15 protein-coding genes are annotated in these 15,405 nt (G+C 41.2%); 1 reads left to right on the top strand and 14 read right to left on the bottom strand.

Features of this window, described 5'->3' with window-relative positions:
* The 10 genes from ACFVSH_RS16455 to ACFVSH_RS16410 all read right to left on the bottom strand — a co-directional run.
* Positions 1–1,007, bottom strand: a 1,007-nt coding sequence (locus ACFVSH_RS16455) for a phosphotransferase family protein (RefSeq protein ID WP_387706903.1), incomplete at its 3' end; no start/stop codon positions are given.
* Positions 1,008–1,037: 30 nt separating this feature from the next.
* Positions 1,038–1,439, bottom strand: a complete 402-nt coding sequence (locus tag ACFVSH_RS16450; RefSeq protein WP_387599505.1) for an acyl-CoA thioesterase — start codon at positions 1,437–1,439, stop codon at positions 1,038–1,040.
* Between the two features lie 15 nt (positions 1,440–1,454).
* Complete coding sequence (locus ACFVSH_RS16445; RefSeq protein WP_387599502.1) at positions 1,455–2,234, bottom strand: enoyl-CoA hydratase; 780 nt, start codon at positions 2,232–2,234, stop codon at positions 1,455–1,457.
* Entirely contained in the window at positions 2,234–3,118 is an 885-nt protein-coding gene (locus ACFVSH_RS16440) for a 3-hydroxyacyl-CoA dehydrogenase family protein (RefSeq protein ID WP_387599499.1), read from the bottom strand. The genes ACFVSH_RS16445 and ACFVSH_RS16440 overlap by 1 nt, the downstream gene beginning before the upstream one ends.
* Positions 3,119–3,161: 43 nt before the next feature.
* The gene (locus ACFVSH_RS16435; protein WP_387706902.1) at positions 3,162–3,725 is read right to left on the bottom strand and encodes a TetR/AcrR family transcriptional regulator; all 564 of its coding nucleotides are present in this window, start codon (positions 3,723–3,725) and stop codon (positions 3,162–3,164) included.
* A 72-nt stretch (positions 3,726–3,797) separates the two neighbouring features.
* Entirely contained in the window at positions 3,798–5,408 is a 1,611-nt protein-coding gene (locus ACFVSH_RS16430; protein ID WP_387706905.1) for a long-chain-fatty-acid--CoA ligase, read from the bottom strand.
* 37 nt (positions 5,409–5,445) lie between these two features.
* Positions 5,446–6,219 carry an SDR family oxidoreductase gene (locus ACFVSH_RS16425; protein ID WP_387706900.1) on the bottom strand — a complete coding sequence of 258 codons (774 nt, stop codon included), beginning with the start codon at positions 6,217–6,219 and terminating at the stop codon, positions 5,446–5,448.
* On the bottom strand, positions 6,216–7,445 hold the full coding sequence (locus ACFVSH_RS16420; RefSeq protein WP_387706898.1) for an acyl-CoA dehydrogenase family protein: 1,230 nt from the start codon (positions 7,443–7,445) through the stop codon (positions 6,216–6,218). The genes ACFVSH_RS16425 and ACFVSH_RS16420 overlap by 4 nt, the downstream gene beginning before the upstream one ends.
* A gap of 105 nt (positions 7,446–7,550) precedes the next feature.
* Positions 7,551–8,873 (bottom strand): ATP-binding protein, encoded by a 1,323-nt coding sequence (locus ACFVSH_RS16415; protein ID WP_387599490.1) that lies wholly within the window; start codon positions 8,871–8,873, stop codon positions 7,551–7,553.
* A gap of 199 nt (positions 8,874–9,072) precedes the next feature.
* Positions 9,073–10,425 carry a TrkH family potassium uptake protein gene (locus tag ACFVSH_RS16410; RefSeq protein WP_387599487.1) on the bottom strand — a complete coding sequence of 451 codons (1,353 nt, stop codon included), beginning with the start codon at positions 10,423–10,425 and terminating at the stop codon, positions 9,073–9,075.
* Positions 10,426–10,668: 243 nt separating this feature from the next.
* On the opposite strand from ACFVSH_RS16410, the gene ACFVSH_RS16405 reads away from it, so the two are divergent.
* Positions 10,669–10,860, top strand: a complete 192-nt coding sequence (locus ACFVSH_RS16405; protein WP_034314196.1) for an alpha/beta-type small acid-soluble spore protein — start codon at positions 10,669–10,671, stop codon at positions 10,858–10,860.
* Between the two features lie 56 nt (positions 10,861–10,916).
* Here ACFVSH_RS16405 and ACFVSH_RS16400 read toward each other — a convergent pair whose 3' ends face one another.
* The 4 genes from ACFVSH_RS16400 to ACFVSH_RS16385 form a co-directional block, all read right to left on the bottom strand.
* Positions 10,917–12,275: an anti-sigma factor domain-containing protein gene (locus tag ACFVSH_RS16400; RefSeq protein WP_387706895.1), complete on the bottom strand. Its 1,359-nt coding sequence runs from the start codon at positions 12,273–12,275 to the stop codon at positions 10,917–10,919.
* On the bottom strand, positions 12,272–13,015 hold the full coding sequence (sigI, locus tag ACFVSH_RS16395; protein WP_260284105.1) for an RNA polymerase sigma factor SigI: 744 nt from the start codon (positions 13,013–13,015) through the stop codon (positions 12,272–12,274). Before sigI ends, ACFVSH_RS16400 begins: the two co-directional genes overlap by 4 nt.
* 355 nt (positions 13,016–13,370) lie before the next feature.
* A complete protein-coding gene (locus tag ACFVSH_RS16390; protein WP_387599481.1) occupies positions 13,371–14,153 on the bottom strand; it encodes a TerC family protein in 783 nt (260 codons plus the stop codon).
* A gap of 258 nt (positions 14,154–14,411) precedes the next feature.
* Positions 14,412–15,405, bottom strand: a 994-nt coding sequence (locus ACFVSH_RS16385) for an aldehyde dehydrogenase family protein (RefSeq protein ID WP_387706893.1), incomplete at its 5' end; no start/stop codon positions are given.

Here is a 15,405-nt window from a genome sequence, read left to right as displayed (position 1 = left end):
TTTTCAATTTTGGAAAAACGGGGATCATTAGTCTGGACTTTTTTATATCGATAATAGATTTGCTGAAGGATGACAGCTAACTTAAAGTAACCAAAGGTTAAATAAAAATCGACGTTGGAAACATCCCTGCCGCTTCTTGCTGCATACGTCTCGATAAATTCCCTGCGTGTCAGGAAACCCGATAAAGTCGTGATTGACGCTTGACCCACACCGAATTTGATAAGTTCCGGGTCACCGCTTTCCGTCCAGTAGCTTAAAGCCACTCCTAAATCGGCTAGCGGATCACCAACGGTGGACATTTCCCAATCAAATAAACCAACCATCTCTGTAAGGTCCTTGTTAAACATGGCATTATTGATCTTATAGTCATAATGGATAATTGAAGTCTGGCTATATTTTGGGATATTCTCTTGAAAATAATCGATAAGCGGACGAATTTCCTTGATTTCATCTGTCTTTGCTCTCTCATAGCGGGAAATCCATCCGCGCACTTGTCTTTCAATGAACCCTTCAGGTTTGGAAATTTCCACCAATCCCGTTTTCTCATAGGGAATCGAGTGAAGATCAGCAAGCCGGTTGATCATCACATATGAAAGCTGTCTGCACTTTTCAACAGTAGGCTCGATTCCCTTGGGAAATTCAGTATCTATTACAATTCCATGTTTCCTTTCCATTAGGAAAAAAGGGGCCCCCGCAATCGATTCATCATCCGAGAACAGAATAGGCTCGGGAGCTGCCTGAAAATATGGGTTGATTGAAGATAGGATATGATGTTCACGCTTCATATCATGTGCCTTTGGAGCAACAGGACCAAGTGGTGGCCTTCTGAGGACAGCCTCCCACTCACCAATTTTCAGTTGATAGGTCAAATTGGAATAGCCCGTGGAAAATTGTTGCAATTCTAACGGTTCATTTGGAAGGTCCAATACATTTTTCCTTAGGAAACCTTCTAATGCACCAACATTCAGTTCCTCGCCGGGCCGAACAGGGATCGTATCGTCAACCATGTTCTTCCACTCCTTTAGACTTTTGACATTCTATTTATGAACAAGATGTGAAATGAGCTTTTCTTTAATAAATTCAGGAATAGGTTCACTTTTTTGATTCAAAAAATCAAAACAGACTAAAACTGCACTTCCCCTAGCGATCACTTCCCCAGTTTGTGAACAGAGGATATCATGGGCCATTTCACAACTTTTCGTCCCTACTTTTGTCAAAGATGTACGGATGGTCAATAGTTGATTGAAATATCCCTGAGCAATAAAGTCGCATTTAGTGGAGGCTAACAAAAAATTCCAAGATTCGACATTCGCCGCTAGGCCTAAAGCTTCAAAAAATTTCATTCGTGCTTCTTCGAGGTATATGAAATAGCTTGTGTTATTGATGTGGCCCAAAGCATCCGTTTCGGAAAAACGGACGTTGACTTCAAATTCATGCATAAGACCCCTCCTTGATTAACGATGTACGAAAGCTGGTTTACGTTTATCCAAGAAAGCGGAAACCCCTTCTTTAACATCTTCAGTTTGGAAGATTTCTTCAAAAAGATTCGTTTCAATCTCTAGACCTTGTTCAAGCGTTGCCTCACTTCCTTCATCAATCGCTTTCTTGATTCTCGAAAGTGCCTGAAGTGAGTGCCTTGTCAATCGTGAGGCCAAGATTTTCGCTTCCGATAAGCCGCAGCCTTGCTCAACGACTTTATTGACAAGCCCGATCTTTTCCGCTTCTATGGCACCAAGCGGATCACCGGTAAATATAATCTCTTTTGCTTTTGCGTTTCCTACAAGTCTGGACAAACGCTGTGTACCGCCAGCTCCAGGAAATAAGCCCAATTTCACTTCAGGCAGACCAATTTGAACCTGTGTTTCTGCCACTCGCAAATCACAGGCCAGAGCCAGTTCGCATCCGCCTCCCAAAGTCAGGCCATTTAATACAGCTATAGTAGGTTTAGGTAACTGGTCGATTTTGGTTAGGACAGCATGACTTTCCTTTACCATTTCTTTCATGTTCGGGTTCCCCATCATGTTAGGGAATTCTTTTATATCGGCACCAGCCGCAAATGCGATATTGCCTGCACCGGTTATGAGTACTGCAACAGTTTCAGTATCTTTTGAAAGTTCATCGAATGTTTCTCCCAATTCTCTGAATACTTGTTTACTGATTACGTTTAATGGAGGATTATCGATGGTGATGACCGCAAGCCTATTTTCCTTAACCACTCTAATTAATTTTGTCATCAATTCTTCACTCCTTGGTTTGGATAATCATACCAGCCTTTTCCTGTTTTCCTTCCTAAATGTCCTTTATTCACCTTTTCTTCAATACAAGCATTTGGCTTGTCTTCTGGATTTCCAGTTTCATTGTATCGCTGCTGCATGACAAAATATCCTACATCAATACCTGATAGATCCATCAGTTCAAAAGGGCCAATGGGGTGGCCTAAAGCTTTTCTGCAAATTAAATCGATATCCTTATAGTCCACAATCCCTTCTTCATACAAATATAAGGCCTCACGCTGCAAAGCTCCCAAAATTCGGTTGGCTACGAAACCCGATATCTCTTTCCTCAACAAAACTCCTGTCCTATTCATTTTTTCTGTGACTTTCATCGCAAGCCTCGCTGTTTCCTCCGATGTTTGATCACTCATGACAACTTCAACACAATCCATTATTAGAGGCGGGAAAAAGAAATGCATATTAATGAACTTATCCGGACGATTCGTCACACTCGCAATCAGGCTATTAACAATCGTTGAACTATTCGTAGCAAAAATGGTTTCTGCTGGGGCCAATTCTTCAAGTCTAGCAAAGACTTCCCGTTTCACATCAAGTTTTTCAACAACCGCTTCAATGATCAAATCAGCTCCACTGGCCGCTTTCTCAAGATCGGTGGTATATTGAAGACGGTTAAAAGCAGCCAACTTACGATCTTCGGACAATTTTCCTTTTTGAACCCATTTAGTCAAAATGACATCCAATTTTTCTTGGGCTGTATTCAACGCGTCTCCCTGAACATCCTGAAGAATCGTTTCGTAACCTCCAAGTGCAGCCAGCATCGCAATTTGATGCCCCATCTGCCCAGCCCCAATTACGGTTATTGATTGAATTTGCTTGTTGGTCATGCCTTCTATCTCCCTTCTGCTAACTGGTTAGTATGTAACCCGGTCACGCTTCAATTCCCTGCAGAATCATCCCCATAAAAATGGCTGCAACTTCCTGTTCGGTTTTTTCACCTTCTGGGTCGAACCAATGATAGCTCCAATTGGCCACACCCAAAATAGCAAAAGAGATGATGGATGCATCGAGATTGGAACGTAGTTCTCCGTTCTCGATGCCGCTATTCAGCACTTGCTCGATTTTATTACGGAACTCATCCCGCTTAGGAAGGAGTTGTGCAAGTTTTTCGTCACTTAGATTTTTCATTTCACGGAAAAAGACCGTTGCGCTGGATTTTTTGGTTTTGATGCTTTTTAATAACATCAATACCATATCGAAAAGCTGATCCTTACAGCTTTTGCCAGGCTCCAACATGATTATTTCCTGCTCACTAAGCAACTCGTCTATATAAGCTAGATGAATATCCATAAGCAACTGCTCTTTGCTCGTAAAGTAATAATAAAACGTTCCCTTCGTAACCCCGACCGACTCGACGATATCGGAAATCGACGTTTCACTAAAGCCCTTCTTTTCAAATAAGCGTATGCTATGTTCTGTCATTTTTTCTTTCATGTTTGCATCCTCGCAATCTGTTAAAATTTCAGTTGAATTGATATCATACGCGTTCGTACTATCAAAGCCCTCTTATTTCCTGGAAAGTTCTTCTCTTAAAGCCCGCCTTAAAATCTTTCCGACATTTGTTTTCGGTAACTCATAACGAAATTCAACGAAATTCGGAACTTTATAAGCCGATAGGCTTGCTCGGCAGTAATCGATGATTTCCCGTTCATTTGCCGTTTTATTATGTTTAAGTACAAGCACAGCTTTTACCGACTCCCCTCGGTAAGCATCTGGAACTCCGATGACAACCGCTTCCTGGACAGCAGGATGTTCATAGAGAACTTCCTCCACATCTCGCGGATAAATATTATAACCACTTGCGATGATCAAATCTTTTTTCCTGTCGACAATATAGAGATACCCGTCTTCATCAACTTTGGCGATATCACCCGTATAAAGCCAACCATCCCGCAGGGTCACCGCCGTTTCCTCCGGCATATTCCAGTAACCTTTCATCACTTGAGGTCCTTTGACGACCAATTCCCCCAATTCGCCAGGGGCCATTTCTTTTGTCCCGTCCCCCAGGTCCATCACTTTATATTCAGTCGATGGGAAACCAATTCCGACGCTCCCAGGCTTCCTTTTTGCAAATGCCGGGTTACAATGAGTTGTTGGCGAAGCTTCCGTAAGACCATAGCCTTCCAATATCTTCGCACCCGATTTTCGTTCGAACTCACGCAGCAGTTCCACAGGCATCGGTGCACTTCCGCTGTTGCAGACCCGAATTGAGCCCATTCCATATTCTTCTGCCTTTGGATGATTCGTCAACGCTACATACATGGTTGGTACACCAGGAAAAGTGGTCGGCTGTTCACGCTTAATCGTTTCCAGCACTTCTTCTATTTCAAATCGTGGCAGCATGATGGAATCACCCGCGATATACACGGATAAATTCATTGCGGACGTCATTCCAAAAACATGAAAAAGCGGGATGACCGACAGCGTTCTTTCAGAACCCATTTTTAATTCATGCTTGAAGAATTCATACGATTGAATGACATTGGCCAGAATATTTCTGTGAGTCAGCATCGCCCCTTTTGAACGGCCGGTCGTTCCTCCTGTATACTGAAGAACGGCTATATCATTTTCCGGATCGATTGATACGTGATTGATATTACCGTCCCCTGTCTTCATGAATTGGTTAAAAGAAGCATCAGGCTGGAAATCTGCATCCGAAGACTGAAGGCTTACGGCGATGATATTTTTCAGATTGGCGTGTTGCTGCACACTTTTCACCTTCGGGTATAATCCATCCAATACAACGATCGTTTCCGCACCGGAGTCCTGTAAAATATGCTGCAGCTCCCTTTCAACCAGCATTGGGTTGATTTGGGTGATAATGGCTCCTGTTGCCAATGATCCATAGTAAGCTATAACGTATTGCGGACAGTTAGGCAGCATGATGGCGACACGATCGCCTTTTTGAACACCTTTTTTTTGCAGGGCCGAAGCAAAGGCTTGCGATGCATGAAAAAGCTCCTGATAGGTTATCTTTCTGTCATAAAAAGTAATAGCTGTATTGTTTGGATAGGACTGACATGCATTTTGAAGGATCCTTTGCATCGGAAATTCAGGGACTTTTATTTCCTTTGAAATTGAATCAGGATAAACGGAAAGCCATTTTTTTTCATTCATCATTTCATACCCTCCAGCCATATTTACTTATCTTTCATTACTTTGCATGTGAACCCCCATCGACAATCAAGATATTTCCCGTCACAAAATCGGATGCCTTTGAGGCCAGGAAAACCGCTGACCCTTTCAAATCATCATCACTCCCTAATCTTTTTAGCGGCGTGGAATCCAAGATAGGATTCTTTCCTTGCTCAAGAACACCTTTCGTCATTTTTGTCGGAAAGAAACCGGGTGCGATTGCATTAACATTGATATTATGCTGACCCCATTTAACAGCTAAATCCTTCGTTAAAGTAATGACCGCCCCTTTACTCGTATTATATCCGACCGTATCGAGCACCCTCGGGTCGGTTCCCCCTAATCCGGCAACGGAAGCGATATTTATGATTTTCCCATGTCCCTGTTCAATCATGACCCTGCCTGTTGTCTGGCTCATGATAAAGGTTCCGGTTACATTGACATTCATCACCTTCTGCCATGCTTCAAGGGGCATGTCGACGGCTGGTGCCCCCCAGGATGCCCCGCTATTGTTTACTAAAATATCAATGGCGCCAAATTCACGGTGCGTTTCGTTAACAACTTCCTGTACATCTGACGGATTGGTGATATCACACTTCAGGGAAAGCGTCTTGACTCCAAGCTTTTCGATTTGTGAAGCAACTTCGTCGCATGCCTCCTTCTTCCGCGAACAAAGAACGACATTTGCCCCGGCTTCGGCAAAGCCGGTCGCTATTTGTGCTCCCAATCCTCTTCCTCCACCGGTTATGATCGCCGTCTTTCCAGTTAAATCGAATAAGTCGGGAACTTTCATATTTTCACCTCATGCTTTTGTTGGTATTTTCGAAGTTCTATCTTGGCAACTTGTGAGCGGTGAACTTCATCGGGACCATCAGCAAGCCTTAAAGTCCGTGCATTTGCCCAATGTGCAGCAAAAGGGAAATCATCGGAAATTCCAGCAGCTCCAAATCCTTGGATGGCCCTGTCAAGCACATTCAAGGCCATATTTGGTGCCACCACTTTTATCATGGCAATCTCTGCCTTCGCTTCCTTGTTCCCGACAGTATCCATCATATAAGCAGCTTTTAAGGTCAGAAGTCTTGCTTGTTCGATTTCAATTCGTGAATCAGCAACCCACTCCATGATCACACCTTGTCTCGCCAATGTTTTACCAAAAGCGACACGTTTTTGAATGCGCTTACATAATTCTTCAAGAGCTCTTTCAGCAGCGCCGATCAACCTCATGCAATGATGTATCCTTCCAGGTCCGAGTCTTCCTTGGGCAATCGCAAATCCTTTGCCTTCACCCCATAGAATATTCGTTGCCGGGACCCTCACATTTTCAAAAGTGATTTCGGCATGGCCATGCGGGGCATGATCATAACCGAACACAGGGAGCATTCTCTCGATTTTGACACCCGGTGTATCCAGCGGTACAAGAATCATTGACTGTTGTTCATGCTTGGACGCCTCAGGATCCGTCTTACCCATGACGATGGCGATCTTGCATCGGGGATCGCCTGCTCCTGAAGACCACCATTTTCGGCCGTTTATGACATACTCATTACCCGTCTTTTCTATCCTGCATTCGATATTGGTCGCATCGGAGGACGCCACTTCCGGTTCTGTCATCGAGAAGCATGAGCGGATTTCCCCAGCAAGCAAGGGCTTCAGCCAGCGTTCTTTATGTTCATCTGAACCGTATCTCACCAACACTTCCATATTACCAGTGTCCGGTGCATTACAGTTGAAGATTTCAGGGCCTATCGTCGATCTACCCATGATTTCACAGAGAGGGGCATATTCTAGATTTGTTAAACCCGCGCCATAACCGCTATCAGGTAAAAATAAATTCCATAATCCTGCTTCTTTTGCTTTTGTAGTCAATTCAGATAATATCGGGGGTATTTCACTCCAGCGGCTCTCCTGCGCTTCCAGCTGCTTCTTGTATATTGATTCATTTGGATAGACGTGCTTTTCCATGAATTCCGTTAACTTCTTTTCCAGATCTTTCACCTTTTGAGTATGTTCAAAGTTCAAATTGAATTCCTCCTTTTAAACTAACTAACCGGTTAGTATGTTATTACTCTTAAAGTATATACATAATATTCAGATTTTTTCAACGATTAAATCTTTATTTTCTTGTCATTCGCGGCTATGCATCCAGACCTTTTCGTTCTCACTATTTTCCCTTTGTTGGACGGTTGGAAAGATACAAACGATTTTCGTACCTTTTTTCAGTTCACTTGTGATGAAAACTTTTCCGCCGTGCTTTTCGATGATTCTAAAACAAACGGAAAGACCCAATCCCGTTCCTGATGTTTTTGTAGTGAAAAATGGTTCTACTACTTTTTGAAGGGAGTTTTCCGGGATCCCCTCCCCTTCATCCAAAATGCTCAAAAAAACTTCCCCATTTTTTTCATTTATGCCTACAAAAATATTGCCGCCATTCGGCATCGATTCTATGGAATTTTTTATCATGTTTATTAATACTTGCTTGATTTGGTTTTCATCAAAGTACATAAAAATAGGTTCTGAATCATAATTTTTATGAATTTGAATATTGTTCAGTACGGCATTTGTCTGCAACAGCGTTACGACATGGTTGCAGCTTTCCTTTAAATCCTTCTCAAGAAAAACCGCCTCAGCAGGTTTCGATAGCAGCAAGAGTTCGTTCAGCACTTGCTCGATTCGATTTATTTCCGAAAAAATAATATCATAGTATTCCTGCTTTTCGGAACCGCCATCTTTAATCAACTTTACGAATCCCATTATCGCCGTCATCGGATTCCTGACCTCATGTGCAATCCCTGCCGCAAGTTGGGCTGCCGTTGATAATTTGCTTGATGTGATTGCCAGGTGTTCGTTTAGGCTCACAAGCTTTTCCTCCGCATGTTTACGTTCATTGATCTCCGATAATATGCCCGCCGTCCCGATGAATTTCCCATCGTCATCGTAAATTAGTTTAACGAATGCTTCAACCCAACTTGTTCCCTTTTTCGCATTCAGCTTAATGTCCGCACGAAAATATTTGTCACCTCGATGAAAGGAGCCTTCAAAGGTCTTTAATAGGTCTTGATAAGAAGCGTTATCCATATGTTTGGAAAAGTGAAGCCCCAGGGATTCATTCACGGTTGCACCACTCATCGATTTCCATGCCGGGTTTAAATACAACCATTTCCCTTTCTCATCCGTTAGGAAAACTACTTCATTGAAGCTATTGATCAATTCTTTAGAGTAATTGGAGATAATGCGGTAACGCCCTTCGCTATCCTGCAACAAAGCAATCGTTTTCCGGTTATGATCGAAGATGGCACCCAAACACCAGGCAATGGTTAAAATTACGATTACATATATTCCTGAAAAGGCGGAAAACCCTCGTTCTTCATGCCCAAGCCACCCTATATAGGGTAATATCAATATGAAGAAAAGGGCAGGGACAAAGAACCTTCCAGTATATTTCTTCACTTCTTCCACCTCCTCACCAAAATGATTTATACTTCATCCGAATGAATTCAAAGTAAGGGGGCAAATTAAGCATATTTTGTATGTTTAAATGGTTGAAAACTCTCACTTATAGGTAAATTTCAACATTTTGTCCATGATTCCTGCAAACAAAACAAAAAACCTTTCCTCGATGGAAAGGTCACTGTTCTACTTTATTCATTTACCCAATGATGACGCGTTCTTTAGGGTAATGGAAATTTTCCGTAACTTCTTTATGGCCTATGATATACAGGAGGGACGTTATCCCGACACGGCCAATGAACATAATGATCATAATGACAATTTTACCGATATTGCTGAGTTCAGGTGTAATTCCCATCGAAAGACCGACTGAACCGAAAGCCGAACATACTTCAAAAATGATTTGCATCAAAGTAAAATTTTCAGTAATCGATAAAATGAAGACCGCGATTATGCAAAGGAGCGATCCCATAATCATAACTGCTGTCGCCTTTCGAATATCATCGGGATGAATCTCCCGCTTGAACACTTTAATGGAACGCCTTCCCCTCATGAAATTCCATAAAAATAGAATCATGATGGCCAGAGTCGTTGTCCGTATACCTCCCCCCACTGAACTTGGGGATGCTCCAATGAACATCAAAATGCTCAGCAATAAAAGGGTCGGTTCCGAGAAATCGCCCACATTCATCGTTGCAAGGCCACCACTTCTCGTATTCGATGACATAAATAGAGAATAAAAAAAAGATTCATGCCAGCTCTTACCTTTAAAAAACCCGTTCATTTCCAGCAAGTGAATCAGGATCGTTCCCCCAATGATAAGGGAAAAGAAAGTGACTGATGTCAGCTTCGTGAACAAAGAAAAATGAAACTTATAAGTACGGGCTTTATTGGATAAAAACTCTTTCAACTCAATCAAGACAGGAAACCCGATAGCTCCAAGTGTAAGCAGGATGATCGTGATGAACTGTACAAAATAATCGTCTTTAAATGGAATCATTGAAATACCGGTGATATCAAAACCTGCATTCGTGGTGGCACTTATGGCTAAAAACAAGCCATTTAAAAAGGCTTCTTGCCAGCTTGGAAAATAATTCAGAAAGTAAATGCCTAAAACTAGAGCGCCAATCATTTCAATTACGACAAATATCTGAATGATTTGAATCAATAATTTAACAAGCCCCGAAAGATTCGATTGGTTTTGATCTGTCATGATCAATTGTCTTTCCTTCAAACCGATTTTCTTACCTAAAATCAACCAGAAAAACGTTCCAAGTGTCATAATGCCAATACCGCCAAATTGGAGAACAAACATTAGAATGAAATAGCCTACCTCATTATACACTTCAGGTAAACTTACAACTGTTAGACCGGTCACACTAACTGCACTTACGGCTGTGAATAATGCATCCATGAATTTAAATTCCACGCCTGGCTTAAGAGCAACAGGCAGACTCAACAGTATGGTCGAGATACTTACAGCCAAAAAGTAATAACCGACGATGAGCTGAGCGGGTGTTAACTTTGATAATATTTTTTTGATAGCAAACATAAAGAGTTTCCTTTCTTACTCCTTTATAGTTATGCGAATCACATAACCATTAAAAATCTAGTTTACCCTTTTTTCATCCTTTTTTCATTCTTTTTTCCATTCTCTTTTAAAACTGACTTACTTACAACAAAAAGGTAGGTTTACCAATAAGTTTGGCGCGGCTCATATAAGTAAAACTCCACATTCTACTTATACTATCATTACAGCGGCAAAAGCCGTTGAAAAAGTAAAGGGGAGATTCAAATGGCTAACAGCAGTAACAACCTTCTTGTTCCTGGAATCGAACAAGCATTAGAACAAATCAAATATGAAATTGCATCTGAATTCGGTGTACAATTAGGTTCCGATACTTCAGCACGTGCCAATGGTTCAGTTGGCGGAGAAATCACGAAACGTCTGGTACAACAAGCACAATCTCAACTTAAAGGTCAATAATTTTTATTACAATTAAATATCCATGGCTAAGAGTCCAGCTGCATGCTGGACTCTTTTTATTCATTATGTCCATTTCCGTTTCCATTATTGCCTTTACCCCATTTCGACTTATCCCAATCATTCTTATCTTGTTTATTTTGCTGCTTATCATGGTGGTTATATTGCTTATCTTGCTTATCTTGCTTATCTTGCTTATCCTGCTTGCCCTGGTTATTCTGCTTGCCCTGATTATTCTGCTTACCCTGATTATTCTGCTTGCCCTGGTTATTCTGCTTGCCCTGATTATTCTGCTTGCCCTGATTATCATGCCTGTCGTGCCTTTTTTGATCGTTATTATTCTTTTCTTTGGCTGATGGAACTTTTTTTACATCGAACTTTTTATTACCCTTATCATTTTTCTGCTTGTTCTTTGATTGGTTGCTGTGATCCTTATCCGATTTTCCTTTTGACTGGTTGCTTTTTTCCTTGTATCCGTTTATGGCATTCCGTTTTCCAATTGTATCTACCTGTTCGGTTTGTTCCTTAATTTTGGTAAATTGCGTTCCCGGTCCTTTCCTTTCAGTCGGTTTGGCTTCATTGGCTGGCTTTTGCTTTATTTCAATTGCATCATTCTCTTTTTTCTTTTCCCCAACCGATTTGTTTTCTGTACAAAGCGTTACGCCCTTCTCTTTCGGAATAACAACTTTTCCCTCTACTTTTTTATCTGGTGCTGGAGCAGACTCCCTCTTATTGACTTTTACCTTCCCTTTATCTTCATTCAACTTCTTTTCGAGATATCTACCCGTGGATATGCCTTGCTCCCTTGCTTGCTCCCGATCGCTTTTTGTTGCCTGGATCACTTTCATTCTTGTATCAGAAACATTATCCTGCTCAGATATTTCTTTTATCTCTTCTTTTAAATGCTTATCCAGTACTTTATTTTTTTCCAATAACGTTGTGGAAACGACTATTTGTTTATTTCCTTTCATATATCCAAGTTGCTTCGTCGTTTCAACGATTCGATTTGTAACAGTCTTTATATTCTTGCCTTTCCAGTCCTTCAGATGATCAATCACAAGCTTGCCGTCTTCATTTAAACCGGTAAGTTGGAGAACTTCTAAATCATCGTCAAGCTCCAATTCAATGCTTGGATTCACATCTATCGTCATATATGCCGACACGTGACCGGAAAAATAAGAAGGAAGAATCGAAAAGAGTATCAAGAAGGTAGAGGCAATGCTTAGCACGGCCGTTTTTTTGAAAGATGAATGAAAATTTGAAAAAGCTAAAGTGAACTTTTGGTTAGCAGGTGAAAAAGTGATTTCCTCGCCCACTTCATAAACCCGTTCCTGCCTTTTGGTTTTCAGAAATTCACCCTCGGGGGTCAATAGGGTTACATATCGCTTATTAACTGAAAGAATAACTCCTTTTTTCATCCATCGATAGCCCCTTTTATATAATCATTCAAATACAAAAAATCTCCGTTTATTATGATTGCCACAGCAATGATGTATTTTCTGTTCCGTTCAATCGTTTTTCTGCTTACTTCCACTTTTCCCTCAAGCTGTTTTACGGGCAGCCGCTTTTTTGCAAACAGGGTTTCTTTCAGTTCGGCATCTTCCATTAACAATTTAGCGATCATGATAGCTCCCTTCCTTGCATCTGCATGTTTGGGAGAGTTTTCAACTAAATCCTCAAATGACAGACCAAAATCCTGTAGATGGCTAATATAAAGCTGAATTTCTTCTTTTCTTCTTTCCGATTCCTTCTGCTTCTCGTACTCATTGATGGAATTTTCATTATCGATATATATATGGCTTCGATCATTATCATCATTCAGAGATAAATCCAATAGTACTTCTTTTTGTTTGGATTGGCTTCTTAAATAATCTATAACCCTTCGTTTAACGAGGGTTTCGGCAAATGCCAATAAAGAACGGCCTTTTTCCGGGGAATATTTATCGATTGCCTCGTTAAAAGCAATCATACCAATACTGAATTCATCATCCGATTCGTATATGTACCGTTTGCAAACCGACGAGACGGTTTTCGCAATAAAAGGTTTGAATGACTCTATAGTATCATTTCGAAGGCTAATATCGCCTTGTTGAATTTTCAATACGGTTTCTTCTAAAGAACGCTTTTTTTTGAATGCTGTAAACAACAATCCAAGCATTTGCTCACCTCGCTCCTGTTGAACATAAAATACGCATCAACATACTTATCTTAAGCGGAGGGAGTCTAAAAGACAGTACCAAAAGAACTATTTTTGCGATTTAAATGAAATCACACAATATATCAATATGATAAAATACTTAGTTTTTTCTCGTTTATTACAGTGCAATTACAGTAAAATAACTTTTTTCAGAATTTCGTCCAATACAATGGGACAATTGTCATTTTTATAATCGGAATTTAATATTCACATCTTTTAACATATCATACGTAAACATACCTGCGCTTTTGAGGGTCATCTCCATAAATACATTAAAAAGCAAAAAAATAGGCGTGATTAACACGCCTGTTTTTTTTTAAGCTCCCTGTATTTTTTTCTCTTCTTTTTCTTTTTTTTCTTTTTTACTTGAGATGATCCATGCACCTGCTGCAATTCCAATCAATACAGTCCAGAAAATCGATTTCCAAAGAGTTGATTCAGGGAAATGATGATCGATGACAGCCAGTGAAGGGTGTGCGAGTGTGTGTACCGCCAATTTCACTCCAACCCAACCCACAATCAAAAATGCCGCCATTTCAAGTGAAGGACGCTGATGAAGCAACTTCACGAATGCAGTTGCTGCAAATCGCATGATGACCAATCCGATCAAACCTCCGAGAAACATGACAGCGAATTGCCCTCCGTCAATACCGCCGACTTTCATCCAGCCTGTTGCAGGAAGTGTAACAGCCAGTGCGACGGCAGCCAACATGGAATCGATTGCGAAAGCTATATCTGCCGCTTCAACCTTTACCACGGTCATCCAGAAGCCCGATTGCTTTTTGGGTTTCGTGATTCCCTTCTCACCTTTACCAGTGTATTTTTTATAAATGTTCTGAAAAGCAATGAAAAGTAAATAAATCGCACCGATTGCTTGAACCTGCCACACATCGACAAGAAAGGAAATAAGGAATAAACTTGCAAAGCGGAAAACAAAAGCTCCCATCAGACCATAAAACAAGGCTTTTCGCTGTTGTTCTTTTGGCAAATGCTTAACCATGACAGCCATGACGACTGCATTATCCGCAGCAAGTATCCCTTCCAATCCAACCAAGATAAGAAGGACCCAGCCATATTCCAATAATATTGATGCTTCCATCCATTCAACCTCCAATAGTTAGTATTTCCTTCCTATTGGCATTGGCAAAATAAAAAGACCTCTGCCATATAGGCAAAGGTCTTGCTGAACATGAAAACATGTCAACAAAGCCGATGGATGTTCAACATCCACGTAATGACGACTTTGTTTTAGGGCGAACCCTAACGCTACTCCCCTTTGAAAGGAAAATCAGTTATTAAGTATATTAATAGTATACGCGCGAGTTATGAAAATAACAATCTTTTTTATAAATGGATCTCATTTTCGATTCCCTTTTGATAATTTAATCAATCGAAAATATTCTTTGCCGAAACGAATCCAGTTAGGTTTGGCAGAAAAGTAGTTCTGAAACAGCGATAAAAAACTCGTGTATTTCCCTTCATATGGATACCATTGTATTTCTGTATTGTTTTTACCTTTATCGATCATGATCGCTTTTTCATGGCAGAAAATCTTCAATCCATGCTCGCCATGATAGCGGCCAACCCCACTTTGTTTGGCACCGCCAAATGGTAAATGATGATTAGCAACCGTTATCAGCACATCATTGATCGTCACCGCCCCGGTTACTAACCGTGTCGCAATCCTGCTTGCTTTTTCCCTATCCATCGTCCAAACGCTGGAATTGAGTCCATATTCACTTTCATTTGCCAGGGAGATCGCTTCTTCCTCCGTATCGAAAGGTATAACAGGCAACACAGGACCGAACGTTTCTTCTTTCATGATTTTCATGGAATGATCGACATTGGACAGAATTGTCGGCGGAATGAAATGGGTCTGTCCCATTTCCCACTCTTTCGGAGGTGTACCTGTTTCAAGAACGGCCCCCTTATTCAGTGCATCCTCCAGGTGTCCAGCCACAATATCAACTTGTGCCGGGAAAGTCATTGAACCGATATCATCGTTCAATTGCACTCCCTGCCTCATGGACTTCGTTTTTTCTTTAAGAAGCATGAGGAACTCCTTATAAACAGGACGTTCCACATAAACCCTTTCAACACTCATGCACACCTGCCCACTATTTGTAAAAGCTCCCCATAAAGCCCCGTTCACAGCCCGCTCCAAGTTAGCATCACGCAGAACGATCATCGGATCCTTACCGCCAAGCTCCAGAGTCGTAGGGATCAGGTGTCTTGCCGCGACCTCACCAATCATTTTTCCAGTCTTTACAGATCCAGTGAAAAATATATAATCTGGTTTTTGCTCAGTTAATGCCGAACCCAATTCTTTCCCTCCATGGGCATACTGTATC

Origin of the sequence: Peribacillus sp. NPDC058002 (assembly GCF_042886655.1) — a bacterium.
GTDB classification, from domain to species: Bacteria; Bacillota; Bacilli; order Bacillales; family DSM-1321; genus Peribacillus; species Peribacillus aracenensis.
This window is presented reverse-complemented; position numbering and strand designations above follow the sequence as displayed.

Excerpts from the sequence above, each read along its gene's own strand:
- ACFVSH_RS16430 (WP_387706905.1), bottom strand. The coding sequence starts at position 5,408 with ATGAATGAAAAAAAATGGCTTTCCGTTTATCCTGATTCAATTTCAAAG.
- ACFVSH_RS16435 (WP_387706902.1), bottom strand. The coding sequence starts at position 3,725 with ATGAAAGAAAAAATGACAGAACATAGCATACGCTTATTTGAAAAGAAG.
- ACFVSH_RS16445 (WP_387599502.1), bottom strand. The coding sequence starts at position 2,234 with ATGACAAAATTAATTAGAGTGGTTAAGGAAAATAGGCTTGCGGTCATC.
- ACFVSH_RS16405 (WP_034314196.1), top strand. The coding sequence starts at position 10,669 with ATGGCTAACAGCAGTAACAACCTTCTTGTTCCTGGAATCGAACAAGCA.
- sigI (WP_260284105.1), bottom strand. The coding sequence starts at position 13,015 with ATGCTTGGATTGTTGTTTACAGCATTCAAAAAAAAGCGTTCTTTAGAA.
- ACFVSH_RS16425 (WP_387706900.1), bottom strand. The coding sequence starts at position 6,219 with ATGAAAGTTCCCGACTTATTCGATTTAACTGGAAAGACGGCGATCATA.
- ACFVSH_RS16450 (WP_387599505.1), bottom strand. The coding sequence starts at position 1,439 with ATGCATGAATTTGAAGTCAACGTCCGTTTTTCCGAAACGGATGCTTTG.
- ACFVSH_RS16390 (WP_387599481.1), bottom strand. The coding sequence starts at position 14,153 with ATGGAAGCATCAATATTATTGGAATATGGCTGGGTCCTTCTTATCTTG.
- ACFVSH_RS16440 (WP_387599499.1), bottom strand. The coding sequence starts at position 3,118 with ATGACCAACAAGCAAATTCAATCAATAACCGTAATTGGGGCTGGGCAG.
- ACFVSH_RS16410 (WP_387599487.1), bottom strand. The coding sequence starts at position 10,425 with ATGTTTGCTATCAAAAAAATATTATCAAAGTTAACACCCGCTCAGCTC.
- ACFVSH_RS16400 (WP_387706895.1), bottom strand. The coding sequence starts at position 12,275 with ATGAAAAAAGGAGTTATTCTTTCAGTTAATAAGCGATATGTAACCCTA.